Annotated in this window: 17 protein-coding genes; 12 read left to right on the top strand and 5 right to left on the bottom strand. The window is 67.7% G+C overall.

The window, feature by feature from the left end:
* Positions 1 to 2 precede the first annotated feature (2 nt).
* The 7 genes from sufC (at position 3) to GS4_RS12795 (ending at position 7,553) form a co-directional block, all read left to right on the top strand.
* Positions 3 to 776 carry a Fe-S cluster assembly ATPase SufC gene (gene sufC / locus GS4_RS12825; RefSeq protein ID WP_007621162.1) on the top strand — a complete coding sequence of 258 codons (774 nt, stop codon included), beginning with the start codon at positions 3 to 5 and terminating at the stop codon, positions 774 to 776.
* An 84-nt stretch (positions 777 to 860) separates the two neighbouring features.
* Complete coding sequence (locus GS4_RS12820) at positions 861 to 2,171, top strand: cysteine desulfurase (RefSeq protein ID WP_007621161.1); 1,311 nt, start codon at positions 861 to 863, stop codon at positions 2,169 to 2,171.
* A gap of 5 nt (positions 2,172 to 2,176) precedes the next feature.
* Complete coding sequence (gene sufU, locus GS4_RS12815) at positions 2,177 to 2,650, top strand: Fe-S cluster assembly sulfur transfer protein SufU (RefSeq protein ID WP_040510427.1); 474 nt, start codon at positions 2,177 to 2,179, stop codon at positions 2,648 to 2,650.
* Positions 2,650 to 3,015, top strand: a complete 366-nt coding sequence (locus GS4_RS12810; RefSeq protein ID WP_007621153.1) for a metal-sulfur cluster assembly factor — start codon at positions 2,650 to 2,652, stop codon at positions 3,013 to 3,015. The genes sufU and GS4_RS12810 overlap by 1 nt, the downstream gene beginning before the upstream one ends.
* 86 nt (positions 3,016 to 3,101) lie before the next feature.
* The gene (locus GS4_RS12805; protein WP_007621152.1) at positions 3,102 to 3,491 is read left to right on the top strand and encodes a DnaJ family domain-containing protein; all 390 of its coding nucleotides are present in this window, start codon (positions 3,102 to 3,104) and stop codon (positions 3,489 to 3,491) included.
* A gap of 61 nt (positions 3,492 to 3,552) precedes the next feature.
* The gene (locus GS4_RS12800) at positions 3,553 to 4,932 is read left to right on the top strand and encodes a 3' terminal RNA ribose 2'-O-methyltransferase Hen1 (protein WP_007621151.1); all 1,380 of its coding nucleotides are present in this window, start codon (positions 3,553 to 3,555) and stop codon (positions 4,930 to 4,932) included.
* The gene (locus tag GS4_RS12795) at positions 4,929 to 7,553 is read left to right on the top strand and encodes a polynucleotide kinase-phosphatase (RefSeq protein WP_007621150.1); all 2,625 of its coding nucleotides are present in this window, start codon (positions 4,929 to 4,931) and stop codon (positions 7,551 to 7,553) included. The genes GS4_RS12800 and GS4_RS12795 overlap by 4 nt, the downstream gene beginning before the upstream one ends.
* A gap of 1 nt (position 7,554) precedes the next feature.
* Here the strand turns inward: GS4_RS12795 and GS4_RS12790 are convergent, their stop codons facing one another.
* Together GS4_RS12790 and GS4_RS12785 are read right to left on the bottom strand one after the other, a co-directional pair.
* A complete protein-coding gene (locus tag GS4_RS12790; protein ID WP_040510426.1) occupies positions 7,555 to 8,694 on the bottom strand; it encodes a lycopene cyclase family protein in 1,140 nt (379 codons plus the stop codon).
* 56 nt (positions 8,695 to 8,750) lie between these two features.
* Entirely contained in the window at positions 8,751 to 9,542 is a 792-nt protein-coding gene (locus GS4_RS12785) for an SDR family oxidoreductase (RefSeq protein ID WP_007621148.1), read from the bottom strand.
* A gap of 129 nt (positions 9,543 to 9,671) precedes the next feature.
* On the opposite strand from GS4_RS12785, the gene GS4_RS12780 reads away from it, so the two are divergent.
* Positions 9,672 to 11,300: an ABC-F family ATP-binding cassette domain-containing protein gene (locus tag GS4_RS12780; protein ID WP_007621147.1), complete on the top strand. Its 1,629-nt coding sequence runs from the start codon at positions 9,672 to 9,674 to the stop codon at positions 11,298 to 11,300.
* A 14-nt stretch (positions 11,301 to 11,314) separates the two neighbouring features.
* On the opposite strand, the gene GS4_RS12775 is transcribed toward GS4_RS12780, so the two are convergent.
* The 3 genes from GS4_RS12775 to acnA form a co-directional block, all read right to left on the bottom strand.
* Complete coding sequence (locus tag GS4_RS12775) at positions 11,315 to 12,865, bottom strand: AMP-binding protein (protein ID WP_007621146.1); 1,551 nt, start codon at positions 12,863 to 12,865, stop codon at positions 11,315 to 11,317.
* Positions 12,866 to 13,071: 206 nt separating this feature from the next.
* Positions 13,072 to 13,638, bottom strand: coding sequence for a TetR/AcrR family transcriptional regulator (locus tag GS4_RS12770; protein WP_007621144.1), 567 nt, complete (start codon positions 13,636 to 13,638; stop codon positions 13,072 to 13,074).
* Positions 13,639 to 13,675: 37 nt separating this feature from the next.
* On the bottom strand, positions 13,676 to 16,474 hold the full coding sequence (gene acnA, locus GS4_RS12765) for an aconitate hydratase AcnA (RefSeq protein ID WP_007621142.1): 2,799 nt from the start codon (positions 16,472 to 16,474) through the stop codon (positions 13,676 to 13,678).
* A 392-nt stretch (positions 16,475 to 16,866) separates the two neighbouring features.
* On the opposite strand from acnA, the gene GS4_RS12760 reads away from it, so the two are divergent.
* The 4 genes from GS4_RS12760 to GS4_RS12745 all read left to right on the top strand — a co-directional run bounded on the left by GS4_RS12760 (position 16,867) and on the right by GS4_RS12745 (position 21,867).
* Positions 16,867 to 17,574: an Rv1476 family membrane protein gene (locus tag GS4_RS12760; protein WP_007621140.1), complete on the top strand. Its 708-nt coding sequence runs from the start codon at positions 16,867 to 16,869 to the stop codon at positions 17,572 to 17,574.
* A 408-nt stretch (positions 17,575 to 17,982) separates the two neighbouring features.
* Positions 17,983 to 19,521 (top strand): NlpC/P60 family protein, encoded by a 1,539-nt coding sequence (locus GS4_RS12755; RefSeq protein WP_040510424.1) that lies wholly within the window; start codon positions 17,983 to 17,985, stop codon positions 19,519 to 19,521.
* A 230-nt stretch (positions 19,522 to 19,751) separates the two neighbouring features.
* Positions 19,752 to 20,942 (top strand): AAA family ATPase, encoded by a 1,191-nt coding sequence (locus GS4_RS12750; protein WP_007621129.1) that lies wholly within the window; start codon positions 19,752 to 19,754, stop codon positions 20,940 to 20,942.
* Entirely contained in the window at positions 20,929 to 21,867 is a 939-nt protein-coding gene (locus GS4_RS12745) for a DUF58 domain-containing protein (protein WP_007621127.1), read from the top strand. The genes GS4_RS12750 and GS4_RS12745 overlap by 14 nt, the downstream gene beginning before the upstream one ends.
* Positions 21,868 to 21,873 lie beyond the last annotated feature (6 nt).

Here is a 21,873-nt window from a genome sequence, read left to right as displayed (position 1 = left end):
TCGTGACCACTCTGGAAATCCGCGACCTGCATGTCGACGTCGCACAGTCCGACTCGGATGCCGAGCCGATCCACATCCTCAAGGGTGTCGACCTCACGGTCAGCTCCGACGAGACGCACGCCATCATGGGCCCCAACGGGTCCGGCAAGTCGACCCTGTCCTACGCCATCGCCGGCCATCCCAAGTACGAGGTGACCTCCGGGTCGATCACCCTCGACGGTGAGGACGTGCTGGAGATGAGCGTCGACGAGCGCGCCCGCGCGGGGCTGTTCCTGGCGATGCAGTACCCGGTCGAGGTGCCCGGCGTCTCCATGTCGAACTTCCTCCGGACCGCGGCGACCGCGGTCCGCGGCGAGGCCCCGAAGCTGCGCCACTGGGTCAAGGAGACCAAGGAGGCGATGACGGCGCTGGAGATCGATCCGTCGTTCGGCGAGCGCAGCGTGAACGAGGGGTTCTCCGGCGGCGAGAAGAAGCGCCACGAGATCTTGCAGCTCGACCTGCTCAAGCCGAAGATCGCGATCCTCGACGAGACCGACTCCGGTCTGGACGTCGACGCCCTGCGTGTGGTGTCCGAGGGTGTCAACCGGTACAAGGCGAACGAGCACGGCGGCATCCTGCTGATCACCCACTACACGCGAATCCTGCGCTACATCAAGCCCGACTTCGTGCATGTGTTCGTCAACGGCCGGGTCGTGGAGTCGGGTGGTCCGGAGCTCGCCGACGAGCTCGAGGACAACGGTTACGTCCGGTTCACGTCGGCCGCGGCCGCGTCCTGAGGTAGCCCGTTTAGACCGTTCCCGCGACGACTTCTGCAGCACGGGAACGGTATCCACGCAGTCCGCAGCGAAGGAGATACGACGGTGACGTTGTCCACGGATGACATCCGTACCGCGGCCCCGGCCGCCGGCGCCGCACTCGACGTGGCTCGCGTGCGCGCCGACTTCCCGATCCTGGCCCGTACCGTGCGGGACGAGAAGCCTTTGGTCTACCTCGATTCCGGTGCCACCTCGCAGCGGCCGGTGCAGGTTCTCGACGCCGAGCGCGAGTTCCTGATCACATCCAACGCAGCAGTGCATCGTGGTGCTCACCAACTCGCGGAGGAGGCGACCGACGCGTACGAGAGTGCTCGGGCGACCATCGCTTCCTTCGTCGGCGCGACGTCCGACCAGATCGTCTTCACCAAGAACGCGACCGAGGCGCTGAACCTCGTCACCTACACCCTCGGTGACGACCGGATTGCCACGGTGCTCGGCGGCCGTCCGCTCGGCCCCGGCGACACCGTGGTGACCACCGAGCTCGAACACCACGCGAACCTCGTTCCCTGGCAAGAACTGTGCCGACGAACCGGTGCGACCCTGCGGTGGTACGGCGTCACCGACGATGGCCGGATCGACCTCGACTCGCTCGAATTGGACGACACCGTCAAGGTCGTCGCCTTCACGCATCAGTCGAATGTCACCGGTGCGGTGGCGGACGTGGACGAGTTGGTCCGGCGAGCACGGGCGGTCGGCGCACTGGTCGTTCTCGACGCATGCCAATCGGTTCCGCACACGCCGGTCGATTTCCCCGCGCTCGACGTGGACTTCGCGGCCTTCAGCGGGCACAAGATGTTCGCGCCGTCCGGAGTGGGTGTGTTGTACGGCAAGTCGGCACTCCTCGAGGCCCTCCCACCGTTCATCACCGGTGGGTCGATGATCGAGACCGTGACCATGGAGGTCTCGACGTACGCGCCGCCGCCGCAGCGTTTCGAGGCGGGAGTACCCATGACGTCGCAGGTCGTCGGGCTCGGCGCAGCCGTCGACTACTTGAATTCCCTCGACATGGACGCGATCGCTGCCCACGAACACCGACTCACCGCGCACGCGCTCGAGCGACTGTCGGCCATCCCGGGCGTACGCATCATCGGGCCGACCACCGCCGTGAACCGAGGGGGCGCGGTCTCGTTCGTCGTCGACGACATCCACGCGCACGACCTCGGCCAGGTCCTCGACGACGAGGGCGTCGCGATCCGTGTCGGACACCACTGCGCCTGGCCGCTGCACCGCAGGTTCGGTGTCGCCGCAACCGCCCGTGCGTCCTTCGCCGCGTACAACACACTCGCCGAGGTCGATGTGCTCGCCGATGCGATCGTGACCGCGCAGCGATTCTTCGGCGTCACACCGGGGGACTGATCGCCGTGCGGATGGAACAGATGTACCAGGAAGTGATCCTGGACCACTACAAACACCCCCATGGGCGCGGACTGCGAGACCCGTTCGGTGCCGAGGTCCACCACGTCAACCCCACCTGTGGAGACGAGGTGACGCTCCGGGTCACGTTGTCGGACGACGGGACGGTCGTGGAGGACATCTCCTACGACGGCCAGGGATGCTCGATCTCGCAGGCCTCCACCTCGGTGCTGCACGATCAGGTCGTCGGCTCGAAGGTGGATGATGCATTGGCCACCATCGGCGCGTTCAACAGCATGATGACCTCCCGCGGCACCGAAGCGGGCGACGAGGACATCATCGGCGACGGCATCGCCTTCGCCGGCGTGAGCAAGTACCCGGCGCGTGTGAAATGCGCGTTGCTGGGATGGTTGGCGTTCAAGGACGCGTTGGCACAGACGGTCGACGAGAAGCACGCCCCCGTGACCGCAAAGGAGTCCTGATGACCGAAGACACCACCACCGGCACCGCGCCGAAAGCGCCCACCACGTCGCTGCCACTGGTCGAAGACGTGGAAGAGGCGATGCGCGATGTCGTGGATCCGGAACTCGGGATCAACGTCGTCGACCTCGGCCTCGTCTACGGGATCGACATCGACAACGACGCCGTCGCCAAGCTGGACATGACGCTGACCTCGGCCGCGTGTCCGCTCACCGACGTCATCGAGGACCAGTCGCGAGCAGCCCTGGTGAGCAGCGGACTTTGCACCGACCTCGAGATCAACTGGGTGTGGCTGCCGCCGTGGGGGCCCGACAAGATCACCGACGACGGACGCGAACAGCTCCGCGCGCTGGGCTTCACGGTGTAGATGGCCCGACGCCCGCTGTCGCTCCGGTCCTCACTCCTGCGTCGCTGTGATCCTCACTCGGCGACGTCGGTCTGGGTTTAACAGCCGTGCATCGGTTCGAGTCGCGCGTCGAGCGCCTCATCCGCGAGGCCACCGCCCGCGGTGACTTCGACGATCTGCCGGGTGCGGGCAAGCCTCTCGACCTCTCCGACAGCGACGACCCCGATTGGTGGGTCAAACGCAAGATCCGTGACGAGAATCTCGGCTCCTCTGCGCTGCTGCCGCCGGTCCTCCGATTGCGCAAAGAGGCCGACGGCTTCCCGGAATCGTTGCGCGGTCTCACCGGGGAAAATGCGGTGCGGGCCGTCCTCGAGGACTACAACCGGCGCGTACGGTACGAGCGGCTGGGTTCCCGCGGCCGCGGACCGACGTCGAACCTGGTCGCGCCGCTCGTCGACGTGGACGCCATGATCACCCGGTGGCGCGAGCTGTCCTGAACCGGGCACGGTTGCACGCCGCTCACCCGAAATCGGTTGCGTACCTGCGTACCGTGAGACCGTGATCCTGTCGATGGAAGTCTCGCGGAGCGGGCAGTACCCGGCGACCGATCTCGGCTACCTGTTGCACAAGCATCCCGACCGGGTCCAGGAGTTCGCGACCAGTCAGGGCCGCGCGACCGTGTTCTATCCCGTCGCGACCTCCGACACCTGTCGTGCGGTCCTGCATGTCGACGGCGAGGGCGCACAGATCGACCGCGGCGGCGACGTCGACCGACACGTCAACACTGTCCCGTATGCGGCATCGTCGCGCTTGATCGTGGCACTGGGCAAGGTCTTCGGCGACGCACTCGCCGGCCGATGCGCGAACCGTCCCGACCTCGTCGACGTCCGCTGGCCACTCACCCTGACGATCCCGTCGGTTCCGGTGCGCTCGCAACGGAAGCCGACCGAACTGTTCGCACCGCTCGGCTGGCGGGTGTCGGAGGTCGCGCAGCCGTTGAGTCCGCAGGAATGGGGTGACTCCGACTTCGTCACCATTCGGTTGTCGGGCAGTCAATCGATCCGAGACGCGTTGCGCCACATCGCAGTGGTGATCCCGGTGCTCGCCGACGACAAGCACTACTTCGTCGACGACGAGGAGATCGACAAGCTCGAGCGACTCGGGGACGGATGGCTCGTCGACCATCCCCACCGCGACGACATCGTCGCGGGCTATGTCAAGAACCTGCGCCATCTGGCCGAAACCGCCTCCGCGCGGATGGCATCCGACGTGTCGTCGTCGGACGGTCGCGATGGAGCGGGACCGGACGGCGGATCCGGGACGTCGGGGGAGGCCGCGGCGCCCCACCGCGAACCACTCGCGCGCCGGCGGCTGTCCCGGGTGGTGGACGTGCTCGAACAGACCGGAGCCCGATCGGTGCTCGACGTCGGGTGCGGCGAGGGGAGACTACTCGCAGCGCTGGCCCGCAACGGGTTCGGCCGGCTGGCCGGGATCGACGTCGCGCCGGCGGTTCTCGATGCCGCTCGGGCTCGGCTCGACCGATGGCCCGGAATCGACCTGTGGCAGTCGTCGCTGATGTACGCCGACGAGCGATGTCGTGGTTACGACGCCGTCGTGCTGATGGAGGTCGTCGAACACGTCGACGCCGACCGCCTGGCCACCGCGATGGCATCCGTGTTCGACGAGATGTCGCCCCGCACGGTCGTCGTGACGACCCCGAATCGTGAGTACAACGCGGTGTACGGGCTGGGCGCGCGGTTCCGCCACCCGGATCACCGATTCGAGTTCACGCGTGCGGAGTTCACCACCTGGGCCGCGTCGGTCGCCGACGAGTACCGATACGCCGTGACCTATGACGGTATCGGTGACGAGGACCCGGATGCGGGCACGCCGACCCAGGTCGCCGTGTTCACCCGAGACGACGAGGACGACTCATGACCGACGAGAACGCGGTGTTCCCCGTGGACGACGCCGCGAGCCCCGTGACCGCAACCGGACTGGACATCCCGGCCCTGTGCCTCGTCGTACTCGTCGGTGTCTCCGGTGCGGGCAAGTCGACGTTCGCCCGGCGGGTCTTCCAGGAGACCGAGGTACTGTCCTCGGACGCCTTTCGCGGTCTGGTGGCGGATGACCCGACCGACCAGTCGGCCACCACCGATGCGTTCAGTGTGATCTTCGACGTAGCGGCACGTCGACTCCGTCGAGGTCTGTTGACCGTCGTCGACGCCACGTCGGTGCGCCCGGAGGATCGGCGTGCCCTCGTCGATCTGGCCAAGGAGCACGACGTCTTCGCGGTCGCGATCGTCCTCGACGTGCCGCTCGACGAGCTGACGCGACGTACTGCGGGGCGGACGGACGTCGACGGCGGTGTCGTCGTGCGTCAGCACCGGCTGCTGCGCCGATACGGGCGCGGACTTCGCAAAGAGGGCTTCCGATTCGTCCACATCCTCGAGGGTGTGGACGCGATCGATGCCGCGTCGATCACTCGCACGAGACTCTTCAGCGATCGGACCGACGAGACGGGACCGTTCGACATCATCGGCGACGTCCACGGTTGTCACGCCGAGCTCGTCGAGTTGCTCGAACGCCTCGGCTGGAGACCGGCTCCGCGTCCCGACGGGGCAGCGGTCGCGACGATGGAGGATCACCCGGACGGCCGTCGGGTCATCTTTGTCGGTGACCTCGTCGACCGCGGGCCGGACACCCCGGCGGTGCTCCGTCTCGTCATGTCGATGGTGGCTGCCGGACAAGCGATCTGCGTGCGCGGGAACCACGAGGAGAAGCTACTCAAGGCGCTTCGGCAGCGCACCGGCAGCGGGCGTGACCGAGGTCGGCTCACCATGAACCACGGTCTGGCGGAATCCCTGGCGCAGTTGGCCAGGGAGCCCGATGACTTCGTCGCCGCGGTGATCACCTTCCTCGACGGCCTCGTGTCGCACTATCTGTTCGACGGCGGACGTCTCGTCGTGGCCCACGCAGGTCTCGCGGAGCGATACCACGGTCGATCGTCCGGGCGGGTTCGGAGCCTCGCGATGTACGGCGAGACCTCCGGCGAGGTCGATCGTCATGGCTTTCCGATCCGGATCGACTGGGCGCGTGACTATCGAGGCGCCGCAGCGGTCGTCTACGGGCACACACCCGTTCCGGCGGTCGGCTGGGTCAACAACACGCTGTGCATCGACACCGGTTGTGTCTTCGGTGGCCGGCTCACGGCGCTGCGCCATCCCGAGCGTGAGACCGTCGCGGTCTCGGCGCACGAGACGTACTGGGAGCCAGAGCGTCCGATGGGCTACGGCGACTCGGATGCCGACGCCCGCGTACGCGCGCGGGTGCGGCTCGACGATGTCGCCGGGAAGCGGGTCATCACCACGCGTCTCGGGCCGTCGGTCACCGTTCGCGCCGAGCACGCGGCGTCGGCACTCGAGGTGATGTCGCGATATGCGGTGGACCCACGGTGGCTGAGGTACCTGCCGCCGACGATGAGCCCGGTGGGTGGACGGAGCCCGGGACTGCTCGAGGATCCCGACGCGGCCTTCGACTTCTATGCGCGGTCAGGTGTGGCGGAGGTGATCTGCGAGGAGAAGCACATGGGCTCGCGGGCGATGGTGGTGGTGACCCGTGACCAGGCTGCCGCGGCTTCGGCATTCGGTGTCGTGGACGGGTTGGGCGCGATCGTCACCCGGACGGGCCGAACCTTCTTCGACGCTCCGACGACGGCGGATCTGCTCGACCGGACCAGGGATGCCGCGTCCGGCGTCCTCGACACCCTGCAATCGGACTGGCTGATCCTCGATGCCGAGCTGTTGCCATGGAACATCAAGGGCGAAGGCCTGATCCGCGATCACTTCGCCGCCGTCTCCGCGGCGGCGGGTGCCGAACTCGATCTGTTCCGGACCGAACTCTCCGCGGCTGCGGACCGCGGGTTGGATGTCGGTGAGATGTTGGCCGCGACGCAGGACCGACGTCGCGACGTCGACGCGTTCACTGCTGCCTACGGGCGGTACGTGGACGCCACGGCGACCATCGCGGATGTCCGCATCGCACCGTTCGAGATCCTCGCCCACGGCGCCGGCGCGGGCGGAGTGACAGCCGAGACACAACCACACAGTTGGCATCTCGACGTTGCCGATCAGCTGGTGGAAGCCGATCCATCGCTGTTCGCGTCCACCCGTCGGTGCGTCGTCGACGTAGGCGACCCGGCGTCCCGAGCCGCAGGTGGTCGGTGGTGGACGGAGCTGACCGCGGCCGGCGGTGAGGGCATGGTGGTGAAGCCGGCGGCGAACGCCGTGCGTGACGACAAGGGGAGGGTCGTGGCACCGGGCGTGAAGGTTCGCAGCTCGGAGTACCTACGCATCATCTACGGGCCGTCCTATCTCGACCGGCTGGAGGTGCTACGAGAGCGGGACCTCCGGCACAAGCGGTCGATGGCGCTGCGTGAGTACCTCCTCGGGCGTGAGGCGTTGGCGCGGCACGTCGCGGGTGAGCCGTTGTGGCGAGTGCACGAGTGTGTGTTCGGGTTGCTCGCCCTGGAATCGGAGCCGGTCGACTCGCGGCTGTAGATCAGCGTCCGACGAGGTGCGGCGCCGCTCGCACGAGGTGGCGACGCAGTCGCCGATCGGTCGCGGTGAACAGGGTGAGCATGGCTGCGAGCAGACCTCGCAGGTCATCGCGATCGGACAGGTACGCGCGTTGACGATGGACTGGTAGGTCGAAGAAGTCGTCGAAGAATCGCATCGTGTCGTCGGCGTCGAGGTGTAACAGCACCGCGAGGCCGGCCGCGCGTAGGCGCTGGACCATGCGTGCCGAGTGCGGCCACAGGGTACGCGTGGGATCGCCACCTGCGCTGATCGCAGCGGCGAGCGGATCGGCGGTGGCCAGTGACGCCGCGACGCTGTATCCGGACGCCGGGTGCATGAGTCCGGCCCGTGCGCCGAACATCGTCGGTCGTCGGTGCCACGGGTCGCGGCTGGCGCCCTGCAGACCGAAGGAGACCTTCTCGGTCGCGGTGGCGAGTGCCGGATCGATCCCGGTCCGGGACAGCCGTTGGGCCAGCCGGGTACGCAACTCCGACAGCGGAAGTGCTGGATCGCCCGCCAGGCACGTCTCCTCGAGGAGCACGCGGTCACCGTCGAGTGGAACCGCGTACAGGAAGGAGGGGAGTCCGGTGACCGTCGGGTCCGCGGGCCGCAAATCCATCAGGATCGCCGACGCACCGTCGAGGACGGGCGCGGCCACATCGGTCGGTACGACTATGCCCCATGCGGTCTGTCGCGGCCCTGTCCCGCCGACTCCCCGGGCGTCGATGATCACCCGACCATCGATCCGTCGGCCGTCGTCGAGGGTGACCCCGTCCGGCGCCACGGCGACCGCCTCGGCAGTGCAGACGACGAGAGGAGAGTCACCGACGACCGACAGGGTCTCCTGCAGACGATCGGTGTCGAGCACCGCATACCCACGGTGGACCTCGGTGCGGCGGTGACCGATGACCCGCACCGAGTCGACCTCGGCCGAGACCACCGACGGATCGAGCCAGTCAGGCAGTTCGTCGGACCAACAGGCGTAGGTCGACCGCCACGGACGCGCGGGGTGCGGATCGATGAGCGTGACCGCGACCCCGCGGTGCGCCAGCCGATGCGACAACGCACGGCCTGCCGGCCCCGCCCCGACCACCACGACCCTGTCGGGTGCCCCGACCTCCACGACCCTGTCGGGTGCCCCGACCTCCGAAACCCTGTCGGGTTGATCGGGGAAAGGGGTCACAGGGATCCGGTGGAGAGAAGGCCGCCGTCGACGCGCAGGGTGTCGCCGGTGATCCAGGCGGACTCGTCGCCGACCAGGAACGCGACGGCGCGGGCGACATCCTCGACCTCACCGATCCGGCCGAGCGGATAGCCCTGCACCGCTCGTTCCTCGTTGTCGCCCGCGATCAGTCCGGACGCGAACCTGGTGCGGACGATGGCGGGCGCCACGGCGTTGACCCGGATCCCCGGGCCCAGTTCCCAGGCGAGTTCCTCGGTGAGTCGGATCAATGCGGCCTTGGAGGTGCCGTAGGCAGCGATCACGCCGGTGGACCGGATGCCTGCCACCGACGAGATGTTGACGACCGACCCACCGGTCTCGCCCATCCCGGCCGCGTGGGCCTCCTGCACGAAGCCCAGGGCGGCGACCACATTGGTGTCGAAGATCTTGCGATACGCCTCGAGGTCGGCGTCGATCAACGGCCCGGCCAGCGGGTTGATGCCGGTGTTGTTGACCAGGATGTGGATGCCACCGCCCTGGGCGACAGCGGCGGCGACAGCGGCTTTGCGGTGGTCGGCGTCGCCGGTGTTGCCCGGGATGGCCGTCACGGCGGCCTCCGGGACCGCGGCACGGATGCGGCCGGCTGCCTCTTCGAGCGGTTCGGCCTTGCGGCCGGTGATGACGACGGCCGCGCCGCGGCGGGCCAGTTCGGTTGCGATCGCCTCACCGATGCCGCGGCTGGCACCGGTGACGATCGCGGAGCGTCCGGAGAGATCCGACGTGGTCTGCTGTCCTGTGGTTTCGGTCACTCCCACACCGTAACCGGAGGTACATCGTCGCCGGGGCCATCGGACGGAGCGACTTCGCACAGCGTGCGGTCCGCGGAGGCCGGCAGGGTGACGGGAGCCACTGGTGACCTACCCGTAGACTGGACCGTCGTGATCACCGCGACCGACCTGGAAGTTCGAGCGGGCGCTCGGACCCTGTTGTCGGCGCCCGGCTCCGCGCTGCGCATCGCGCCGGGAGACCGGATCGGCCTCGTGGGCCGCAACGGCGCGGGCAAGACCACCACTCTCCGAATCCTGGCCGGTGAGACCGAGCCGTACGCGGGCACCGTCGTCCGCAACGGCGAATCCGGCTACCTCCCGCAGGACCCGAAGGAAGGTGACCTCGACGTCCTCGCGAAGGACCGGGTCCTCTCCGCGCGTGGGCTCGACTCGATCCTGCACGACATGGAGAAGCAGCAGGCCCTCATGGCCGAGGCCGCCGACGACCGGGTCCGGGACAAGGCGGTCCGCAAGTACGGACAGCTCGAGGAGCGGTTCTCCGCGCTCGGTGGCTACGTGGCCGAGTCCGAGGCAGCCCGAATCTGCAACAGCCTCGGGCTTCCCGACCGCGTCCTCGGTCAGCCGCTGCACACGTTGTCGGGTGGCCAGCGACGACGAATCGAGTTGGCGCGCATCCTGTTCGCGGCATCCGACGGTTCCGGTAAGTCGGACACGACGCTGTTGCTCGACGAGCCGACCAATCACCTCGACGCCGACTCCATCACCTGGTTGCGCAGTTTCCTGCAGAACCACGAGGGCGGGTTGGTGGTCATCAGCCACGATGTCGACCTGCTCGCCGACGTGGTGAACCGCGTCTGGTTCCTGGATGCGGTGCGGGGCGAGGCCGACATCTACAACATGGGCTGGAAGCGCTACCTCGACGCGCGTGCCACCGACGAGCAACGTCGCAAGCGGGAGCGCGCCAACGCCGAGAAGAAAGCCGCGGCGCTGCGCACCCAGGCTGCAAAGCTCGGTGCGAAGGCGACCAAGGCCGTCGCAGCCCAGAACATGCTCAAGCGTGCCGATCGGATGCTCGACGCACTCGACGAAGAGCGGGTGGCCGATCGCACCGCGCGGATCCGGTTCCCGGAGCCGGCGTCCTGCGGCAAGACCCCGCTCATGGCCAGCGGCCTGACCAAGATGTACGGATCACTCGAGATCTTCACCGGAGTCGACCTGGCCATCGACAAGGGCAGTCGGGTCGTCGTGCTGGGACTCAACGGTGCGGGCAAGACGACGCTGCTCAAGTTGCTGGCCGGCGTCGAGAAGCCAGACCGTGGTCAGCTCGAGCCCGGCTACGGTCTCAAGATCGGGTACTTCGCCCAGGAACACGACACCCTCGACGACATGGCCAGCGTCTGGGAGAACATCCGGCATGCTGCCCCCGACGCCGGGGAACAGGATCTCCGCGGGTTGCTCGGCGCGTTCATGTTCAGCGGTGCGCAACTGGACCAGCCGGCCGGCACGCTCTCGGGTGGCGAGAAGACGCGACTGACGCTCGCCGGCCTGGTGTCGTCGGCCGCCAACGTGCTGCTGCTCGACGAGCCGACCAACAACCTGGATCCGATCTCCCGCGAGCAGGTTCTCGACGCCCTACGTAGCTACACCGGAGCCGTCGTCCTCGTCACCCACGACCCCGGCGCCGCCGCTGCGCTCGATCCACAGCGGGTGATCCTGCTGCCCGACGGCACCGAAGACCACTGGAGCGCCGAGTACCAGGAGCTCATCGAGTTGGCATGATCGCCGGTCGCCGATCAGTGCGCCGGTTCAGGCCAGTACCGCTTGCGGAGTACACCCTTGACCAGCTTGCCGGTCGGGGTGCGCGGCAGGTCGTCGACGAAGTCGACCGTCCGGGGCGCCTTGTAGGCGGCCAGTGACTCCTTGGTGAATTCGATGAGATCGGCTGCGAGTTGGTCCGACGGCGCGAAGGCCGGGTCGAGTTGGACGCAGGCCTTCACCTGCTCGCCGAGGTCGTCGTCCGGGACGCCGATGACCGCGACGTCGTACACGGCCGGGTGTCCGACGAGCACGTTCTCCGCCTCTTGCGGGTAGATGTTGACCCCGCCCGAGATGATCATGAAGGCCTTGCGATCGGTCAGGTAGAGGTAGCCATCGCCGTCGACATATCCGACGTCGCCGGTCGTCGCCCAGTTCGCGTGTGCGGGATGCTGTGCGCCGCGGGTCTTCTCCGGCGAGTTGTGGTATTCGAAGGTCATCTCCTCGCGTTCGAAATAGACCTGCCCGACGTCGCCGACGGGAAGGTCGGCGCCGTCCTCGTCGCAGATGTGGACCACGCCGAGCAGTGCCTTGCCCACCGAGCCGGGATGGTCGAGCGCCTCCTGGGGGCCGATGAACGTCGCGCCGGCGGCCTCGGTGGCCGCGTAGTACTCGTGCACCACCGGACCCCACCACTCGATCATCGCCCGCTTGACGTCGGCGGGACACGGCGCCGCGGCGTGCACGGCCAGCTTCAGGCTGCTGACGTCGTACTTCTCCCGGACTGCCGCGGGGAGCTTCAACATCCGGATGAACATCGTGGGTACCCACTGGCTGTGGGTCACCCGATAGGTCTCGATCGCCTGTAGGGCGGCCTCCGGTTCGAACCGCTCCATCATCACGACGGTGCCGCCCACCGAGTTGGTCATCCCGCAATACCGCAGTGGCGCTGCGTGATACAGCGGGGCGGGGGACAGGTAGACCGAGTCGGCGTCGAATCCGTACATCGGGGCGAAGATCGCTGTGTAGGCATCGGGTACCGCGTCGACCTGCCCCTCCGGCGGCGGCACCTTGATGCCTTTCGGCCGACCGGTGGTACCCGAGGAGTAGAGCATGTCGGTGCCGCGCGGCTGGTCGACCCGCGGTGTGGCGGACGCCGTGGCCAGTACGGCGTCGTAGTCGGCGAAGCCGTCGATCGGGCCACCCCAGGCGATGCGCCGACCGTCGTCTGCGAGGGCCGGGATGGTGCCGGTCGAGGCGACCGCCTCGGCCACCGACGCCCCGGCGAAGAGCACTCGGGCGTTGCAGTCGGTCAGGATGTAGTCCACCTCCGCAGCGGTGAGGTGACTGTTGATCGCGGTGACGTAGAGACCGCTGCGCAGCGCGGCCCAGTACACATCGAAAAGTCGGAGATCGTTGGTCGAGATCATGGCGATGGTGTCGCCCGGTCGGAGCCCGAGGTTCTCGAGGTGATTGGCGAGCCGCGTCGAGTTCTCGTCGAGTTGCGCGTAGGTGAGCTGCGCTCCGGTGGCGGCGACGATCACCGCGGGCTTGTCGGGAGTGGTGGCGGCGAAAACTCCAGGGAACAACGACGTTCTCCTCGCAACGGGGATGGTGCTGCGATCGTACAAGTGCACCCGAACCCGTTGGGACGTTTTGACAGTTCTGTTCCAACAGCGTGTGCCGATCTGGGGATCACGGGTCGCTCGGTGCGCACCCGACGCCACGGGCACGCTGTTCCCGCAGTGCCCACGCGACGATCCCGAGGCGCGCCGAGATCGGAGGCAGCGACGCGTCAGGCGTGCGAGCGCACCGACTCCTCGACGAGGTCGAGGACCGCGTTCAGATCGGCGGTCGGCTGGCCGGACGCCAGTCGCGTGATGAGTCCGTCGAGGACGAGGTCGAGGTACTTCACGAGGACCTCGGTCGGCACGTCGTCGCGCAGTCGGCCCGCCTCACGGCCACGTTCGAGTCGGCTCAGCGTGGCCGACTCGAGATCGGCGGAGTGGGCCAGCCACGCAGAGCGAAAACTGCTGTCGGTGCGCAGTTTCCGAGCGATCTCCAGTCGGGTCCCGAGCCAGTCGAAGTCCTGCGGACGTGCGAGCACGTCCCGCATGACCTGGACGAGTCCCTGCTCGGCCGCGACGTCGGCCATCCGCTCGGCATCTTCGTGGGCCAGCGCCAGGAACAAGGCCTCTTTGTCGCGGAAGTGGTGGAAGATCGCTCCGCGGGACAGCCCCGTGGACTCCTCGATCCGCTTGACGGTGGCGCCGTCATAGCCGTACTCGGCGAAGCAGTGCCGCGCGCCGTCGAGAATCTCCCGACGGCGCGCGGCCAGGCGGTCGTCACTGACCTTGGGCACCGAGGTCTCCCGAGGTCGATCGACTCATGGTCAAGACTCAGCTCTTGATCATGTTCCGCAGGACGAACTGCAGAATGCCGCCGTTGCGGTAGTAGTCGGCCTCACCGGGGGTGTCGATGCGGACCACGGCGTCGAATTCGATCTTCTCGCCGCTCTCCTTGGTCGCGGTGACGTGGACCGTCTTCGGCGTCTTGCCCTCGTTGAGCTCCTCGATGCCTTCGATGTCGAAGACCTCGGTGCCGTCGATGCCGAGCGACTTGTAGCTCTCGCCCTCGGGGAACTGCAGCGGGACAACACCCATGCCGATCAGGTTCGACCGGTGGATGCGCTCGAAGGACTCCACGATGACCGCACGCACACCGAGCAGCATCGTGCCCTTGGCGGCCCAGTCACGCGACGACCCGGAGCCGTACTCCTTGCCACCGAGGACGACCAGCGGGGTGCCGGCCTCCTGGTAGTTGCGCGACGCGTCGAAGATGAACGACTGGGGGCCACCCTCCTGGGTGAAGTCACGGGTGTACCCGCCGCTGACGTCGTCGAGCAGCTGGTTGCGCAGCCGAATGTTCGCGAAGGTGCCGCGGATCATCACCTCGTGGTTGCCTCGACGTGAACCCAGCGAGTTGTAGTCCTTGCGGGCCACACCGTGCTCGTCGAGGTACTGCGCCGCCGGGGTGCCCGGCTTGATCGCACCGGCGGGGGAGATGTGGTCGGTCGTGACCGAGTCACCCAGGGCCGCGAGCACGCGGGCACCCTTGATGTCGGTGACCGGCTCCGGCTCCTGCGTCATCCCGTCGAAGTACGGGGCCTTGCGGACGTAGGTCGAGTTCTCGTCCCACTCGAAGGTGTCGCCCTCCGGGGTGGGCAGGCTGCGCCACCGCTCGTCACCCTTGAACACGTCGGCGTACGACTTGGTGAACATCTCCTGGGAGATGGCCTGGGAGATGGTGTCGTCGATCTCCTTGGCGGACGGCCAGACGTCCTTGAGGAAGACGTCGTTGCCATCGGTGTCCTGGCCCAGCGGGTCCGACTCGAAGTCGAAGTCCATGGTTCCGGCGATCGCGTACGCGATGACCAGCGGCGGAGACGCGAGGTAGTTCATCTTCACGTCCGGCGAGATGCGACCCTCGAAGTTGCGGTTGCCCGACAGGACGGCGGTGACCGTCAGGTCGTTCTCGTTGATCGCCTTCGAGATCTCCTCGGGCAGCGGCCCGGTGTTGCCGATGCAGGTGGTGCATCCGTAGCCGCCGAGGTAGAAGCCCAGCTTCTCGAGGTACGGCCAGAGGCCCGCCTTCTCGTAGTAGTCGGTGACGACCTGCGAACCCGGCGCCATGTTGGTCTTGACCCACGGCTTGGAGGTCAGGCCCTTCTCGACCGCCTTCTTGGCCAGCAGTGCGGCACCGATCATGACCGACGGGTTGGAGGTGTTGGTGCACGACGTGATGCCCGCGACCGCCACGGCGCCGTGGTCGAGGATGAACTCGCCCTGTGCCTCGGCCTTCACGCGGACCGGCTTCGTCGGCCGTCCCTCGGAGCCGTTCGCGGCCGACTGGACCTGCACGGCACCGTCATCGGCGAAGGACAGCGTCGCCGGATCACTCGCCGGGAACGACTCCTCGAGTGCCTCGTCGAGCTGGGTGTGATCCGCCGGGTGGTTCTCCTCGACGTACTGGTGGATGTCCTTGCGGAAGGCGGTCTTCGCCTCCGACAACAGGATTCGGTCCTGCGGTCGCTTCGGTCCGGCGATCGACGGCACGACCGAGCCGAGGTCGAGCTCCAGGTACTCCGAGAAGACCGGCTCCTTCTCGGCGTTGTGCCACATGCCCTGCTCCTTGGCGTAGGCCTCGACCAGGGCCAGCTGCTCCTCGTCGCGACCGGTCAGCCGCAGGTAGTCGACGGTGACCTCGTCGATCGGGAACATCGCTGCGGTGGAACCGAACTCGGGGCTCATGTTGCCCAGCGTGGCGCGGTTGGCCAGCGGGACCTCGGCGACACCCTCGCCGTAGAACTCGACGAACTTGCCGACCACCCCGTGCTGACGGAGCATCTCGGTGACGGTGAGGACGACGTCGGTCGCGGTGACGCCGGCGCTGATCTGACCGGTGAGTTTGAAGCCGACGACGCGGGGGATCAACATCGAGATCGGCTGGCCCAGCATCGCGGCCTCGGCCTCGATACCGCCGACGCCCCAGCCCAGCACGCCGAGCCCGTTCTCCATGGTGGTGTGCGAGTCGGTGCCGACACAGGTGTCGGGGTAGGCCTGGCCGTTGCGGACCATGATCGACCGCGCGAGGTGCTCGATGTTGACCTGGTGCACGATGCCGGTGCCGGGCGGGACCACCTTGAAGTCGTCGAAGGCGCCCTGGCCCCAGCGCAGGAACTGATAGCGCTCACCGTTGCGTTGGTATTCGAGGTCGACGTTGCGCTCGAAGGCGTCGGCGCGACCGAAGACGTCGATGATGACCGAGTGGTCGATGACCATCTCGGCGGGTGCCAGCGGGTTGACCTTGGTCGGGTCGCCGCCCAGGGCGGTGACCGCCTCGCGCATCGTCGAGAGGTCGACGATGCAGGGCACGCCGGTGAAGTCCTGCATCAGGACCCGGGCGGGGGTGAACTGGATCTCGATGCTCGGGTCGGCCGAGGGATCCCAGTTCGCGATGGCCTTGATGTGGTCTTCGGTGATGTTCGCGCCGTCTTCGGTACGAAGCAGGTTCTCGGCGAGCACCTTCAGCGAGTAAGGGAGTTTCTCGGTGCCCTCGACTGCACTGAGTCGGAAGATCTCGTAGGAGTTGTCGCCCACCTCCAGGGTGCCGCGGGCGCCAAAGGAATCCTTGCTCACGTGTACTCCACTCTCTCGTGTGTCGACGGGCTGCGCCGACGGTGACGGCGGGCGATCTCCGCTCGCCGACAGTGATCTCACCGACGGGCTGCGCCGGTGTTGTCCGGTGACCGCGATGGTGCTGCGGCGACTCCTCGATTCTAACAGTACGGCCGTACTGTTTACAACCGACCCCCGTGTCGGTCGGCGTGTCCGTCCGCCGGTTCCGGCACTCGCCGTCCAGCGTGTGCACGATCGACGACAGGGCAGGGGAGACCTGCGTCCAGTATCGCGCGCCGTGCCAGGCTAGGTTTGCCGACAGGCGGATGTCCGTGGGATCTTCATGGGCGCGAAACACCGACGTGGTGCGTTGTGCACCGGCCGCGCGAGCGCGGGGAAAGGCAGCGTGGCAGATGAGTCCCGGTTCGACGTCATCCGGAGCTGCTCTCGCCGATCCGGGTACCTTCGTGCTCGCCGCGCCGGTCGGAGCCACCGACAACCTGTCGATCATCCCGGAGGACATCGACATGGCGGCGTTGCTCGCCGACATCCAGGACGATCACGTCGCCGCGCCCGCCGATCAGGTCGCGGGCCTGCGCGAGGTCGTCGCGCACGCGAAGGCCGAGGGGTACGACGTCAGCTTCGTGGTGCTGCCCGAGGCCCAGCCCAAGTTCACGTACTACCGGGACATCGCCAGCCAATTGCAGTCGGAGACCGGTGGCACGGTGATCGTGCTCGGCCCCAACTCGGTGGGTAGTTCGTCGCCGTACTTCAGTCGCGTCCAGCAGGAGGAGGCGACCGACAACCTCACCCTCACGAACCCGCCGCTGGCGGCGCGTCAGATGTTCGACCAGATGACCGAGCCGGGCGTGAACTGGACGTTGGTGACCCTGGTCCTGCTCGTTGTCGTGGTGGTCGGGGCCGTGCTCGCACGCTTGCGCGGCCTGCACATCTCGCGGAATGCCACCACACGCGATACGTCGGAATCGGCGAGTTCGCCGACCGTCGCGGCCCCGTCCGGCCCGGCCACGGTCGCCGCGCCGCCTTCGGATGCCGAGCCCTCGGATGCCGACGATGCATCCGTCGAGTCCGGCGGGCCGGGCTCCGACTCCCGGGCCTGACCGCCGGCGTCGCCCCTCGGGACCGACCGTCTCACGCGTCCGGCACGCGTACGGGAGCCCCGACTGCGACCAGCTTCCAGACACTCTCGGGACGCCGCTGCGACGTCGGACGTCATGAATCTCTCGGCGACCTCGCTGTTGCCAATTCGATACCTCGTGGACCCATGCCGCCTTTGTCCAGTTCACAGCATTTTCGCAGGTAATCACGCGTTTGTAATTCACGAACAGCGATTTTCTATGTGGCTCATGTGACGTACGGTTCTCATGTCACGTGTGGTGTGCAAGTGGAATCTGCCGACACATGTGATGGGTGGTGCACGACGGACAGATGTTGGCCCGGGGCGTCCGTACACCACCGAACCGACGTGTGGGTGAGCTACGCGAACCCTGGACGACAAGGGAGCTCTGGTGAGGCGAGGTACTACTCGTGTGACGCGTGGGACGCCGCGCTCGGCACGCCTCGGTGCTGTCGTGGCCGTCCTGCTGCTCGGCACACTCGGCGCGGGTCAGGCATTCGCGGCTCCGCAGCAGTCCGGCAAGGGCGGGAATTCGTCGATCTCCGGGCTGATCAATCAGATCGCCACCGCAAACCAGAACCTGGTCGACCTCGACAACGCTGTCGCCATCAAGCAGGAGAACGTCAACCGGACACTCGTGGACTACCAGAACTCGCTCGCCGCACAGCGGCTCGCAGCAGTCGCGGCCAAGGGTGCGCAGGGTTCACTGGTGAAGGCGCAGCGCGCCGTCACCGACGCTCAATCCTCTTTCGACAAGTTCGCGCGCGACGTGTATCGGCAGGGAAGCGCGTCCGGCTCGATGTCCAACTACGTCTCCTCGCCGAACCCGCAGTCGGTGCTCGATCGGGTCACGGTGCTCGATCGCGTCGGCAAGGAGCAGCGAGACACCATCCAGCGTCTGCAGGTGGCACGTAACCAACAGGCCAATCGGGTCGCGGCCGCACAGGCGACCAAGCGGCAGGCGGCTGCGGCGACCAAGAGTGCTGCGACGCGTAAGAGCGATGCGTTGGCGGCCATCGCCGCCGCCCGGAGTGCCGCGTCGTCGGAGCAGCAGCGTCGGTCCGAGCTCGTGCACAAGCGCGACGGTGTCCAGGCGCGGCTCGACGCGCTGCGGGGCGCGCGCAAGCCGGTCGAGAGCACCACCGGAGGCGGAGTGCTGTCGGGGCTGCTGCCCAACGGTCAGGCCGACCCATCAGCGCCTGCCGCACCGAGCGGGCCGCAAGCCGTGCCGGCCGCCGGCGACAACGAGGCCATCAAGATGGCCGCGCAGGCTGCCGCGAAACTGGCCGTCGATCTGGGCCAGAAGGCTCTCGCAGCGCTGATCGGCGACCAGCAGGTGCCGCACTCGGAGTTGCTCGACGAACTCGGCGTCGGCGGCTCCAGCTTCACCGGTAGCGGCCCGGACACACTGAGCTCGCGTATCGGGTCGGGATCTCTCGGTTCACTGTTCGGCGGGAGTTCCTCCGGTGGTGGCGGTTCGGGCGGCGACGTCCGGCCGGGCCTGCGTGGGCCGGCAGCCGTCGAGGTCGTGGTCAACCGGATGATGTCGCAGCTGAACGTCCCCTACGCGTGGGGTGGCGGCGACGGCAACGGCCCGACGCAGGGCATCCGCGACGGTGGTGTAGCCGACAGCTACGGCGACTACAACAAGACCGGCTTCGACTGCTCGGGTCTGATGATCTACGGGTTCGCCGGTGTCGGCATCGACCTGCCGCACTACACCGGCTACCAGTACACGTCGGGTCCGCAGTTCCCGCTCTCGCAGATGAAACGCGGCGACATGATCTTCTACGGCCCCAACGCCAGTCAGCACGTGGCGCTGTACCTCGGCGACAACAAGATGATCGAGGCCCCGCAGTCCGGCGACGTGGTCAAGGTGTCGCCGCTGCGCACCTCGGGTGCGATGCCGAACGTCGTCCGCCTGGTCTGACGTCCTTCTCATCCGAGTGCACCTCCGACGGCGCCGATGCCGGTTCCGGTCGATCGGACAGTGCACCCGGTGCGTCTTCTTGGCGAGATTTCAGCCGACGTGACTAGGCTGTCAACGACAGGTCGACGACTGGATCGGCGTCGGCCTACCTGAACGCAGCAGGCGGAGGAACTCCGCTGACGGGTGTCGGCTCCGGGGCGGGACGACGCGGACACGAACAGGAGCACGGGTTGACCTCATCGCATGCAGGTGTCGACTCCGCGGGGGGTGTGGGACCCGGACCGAACGGTGGTGAGCCCGCCACCCTCAGCGACGCCGACGTCAAACTGCTCGAGCGCGCCATCTACGAGGTCAAGCGGGTGATCGTCGGCCAGGATCAGCTCGTCGAGCGCATCTTGGTCGGACTACTGGCCCGCGGTCACATCCTCCTCGAGGGTGTGCCCGGTGTGGCCAAGACACTGGCGGTGGAGACCTTCGCGCGTGTCGTAGGCGGCTCGTTCTCCCGCGTGCAGTTCACGCCCGACCTCGTCCCGACCGACCTGATCGGTACGCGGATCTACCGGCAGGGCAAGGAGGAGTTCGACACCGAACTCGGCCCGGTGGTGGCCAACTTCCTGCTCGCCGACGAGATCAACCGCGCGCCGGCCAAGGTGCAGTCGGCGCTGCTCGAGGTGATGGCCGAGCGACATGTGTCGATCGGTGGCACCACCTACTCGATGCCGGACCCGTTCCTGGTCATGGCGACGCAGAACCCCATCGAGAACGAGGGCGTCTACCCGCTGCCCGAAGCGCAGCGCGACCGGTTCCTGTTCAAGATCCTGGTCGACTACCCGTCGGTCGAGGAAGAGCGCGAGATCGTCTACCGGATGGGCAACGTCCCGCCGACGGCGTCGCAGGTCCTCGATCCCGCGGCGATGCTGCGGTTGCAGAAGACCGCAGCGACCGTCTTCGTCCACCACGCGCTGGTCGATTACGTCGTCCGCGTCATCAACGCCACCCGACGTCCCGCCGAGCTCGGTCTGTCCGACGTCGCGTCCTGGTTGTCCTACGGCGCCTCGCCGCGCGCCACCCTCGGCATCGTCGCCGCGGCCCGCGCGCTGGCTCTGGTCCGGGGGCGCGACTACGTGATCCCGCAGGACGTCGTCGAGATCATGCCCGACGTGCTCCGACACCGCCTCGTGCTCAGCTACGACGCGCTGGCCGACGAGGTCGACGCGGACCAGGTCATCAACCGCGTCCTGCAGACGGTCGGTCTCCCGCAGGTCGGCACCCAGCCGGTCGCCGGCGGTGCCCAGCCCGGACCGGCCAACGGTTATCCGGCCGCGCCTCAACCGAACCCCACTCAGCAACCGGCGCAACCCTTTCCGGGACCGAACGGCGCGCCGGTGAATCAGGCGTCTGGGCGGTATGGCGGCCAATAGCGAACTGCCCTCGCTGGGCGCCGGCCTGCTCCAGGACCCGCAGCTCACCGCTGCCCTCAAGTCCCTGGAGCTGACCGTTCGTCGCAAGCTCGACGGGGTCCTGCAGGGAGAGCACCTCGGGTTGATCCCGGGGCCGGGCTCCGAGCCGGGGGAGGCCAGGGCGTACCAGCCCGGCGACGACATCCGGCGGATGGAGTGGTCGGTCACCGCGCGGACCACCCAACCCCATGTGCGCCAGATGATCGCCGACCGCGAGTTGGAGACGTGGCTGGTGGTCGATGTGTCGGCCAGCCTGGACTTCGGCACTGTCGCCTGCACCAAACGCGATCTGGCGGTCGCCGCCGCAGCCGCGATCGTCCACCTCACCACCGGCGGAGGCAACCGCCACGGCGCCATCGTGGTCAGTGGCGACACCCTCGTACGAGTGCCCGCGCGTGCCGGACGCGCCCACGCACAGAACCTGCTGAAGGCGATCGCGACCACCGGACGCAGCGGGCCGGGCGTGCGAGGCGATCTGAAGGGTGGGATCGAGGCGTTGCGCAGACCACAGCGCCGCCGAGGGCTTGCCGTGGTCATCAGCGACTTCCTCGGGCCCATCGACTGGGAACGTTCGCTGCGGGCCATCGGCGCCCACCACGAACTGCTCGCGGTCGAGGTACTCGATCCGCGTGACCTCGAACTGCCCGACGTCGGCGAGGTGACCCTGGCCGACGCCGAGTCGGGCGAGGTCCGGGACATCGTGATCACCGACCGCGTCCGGCGCGACTTCGCGGCGGCCGCCGCGGCGCATCAGTCGACCGTGCATCGCACCATCCGCGGGTGCGGTGGTCCGACCATGACCCTGCGCACCGATCGCGACTGGATCGCCGACACCGTCAAGTTCATCGCCCAGCGTCGCCGTGGGCTGGCAGCCGGAGTCGGGTGATCCCTG

Source organism: Gordonia soli NBRC 108243 (assembly GCF_000334455.1).
Lineage (GTDB): Bacteria > Actinomycetota > Actinomycetes > Mycobacteriales > Mycobacteriaceae > Gordonia > Gordonia soli.
This window is presented reverse-complemented; position numbering and strand designations above follow the sequence as displayed.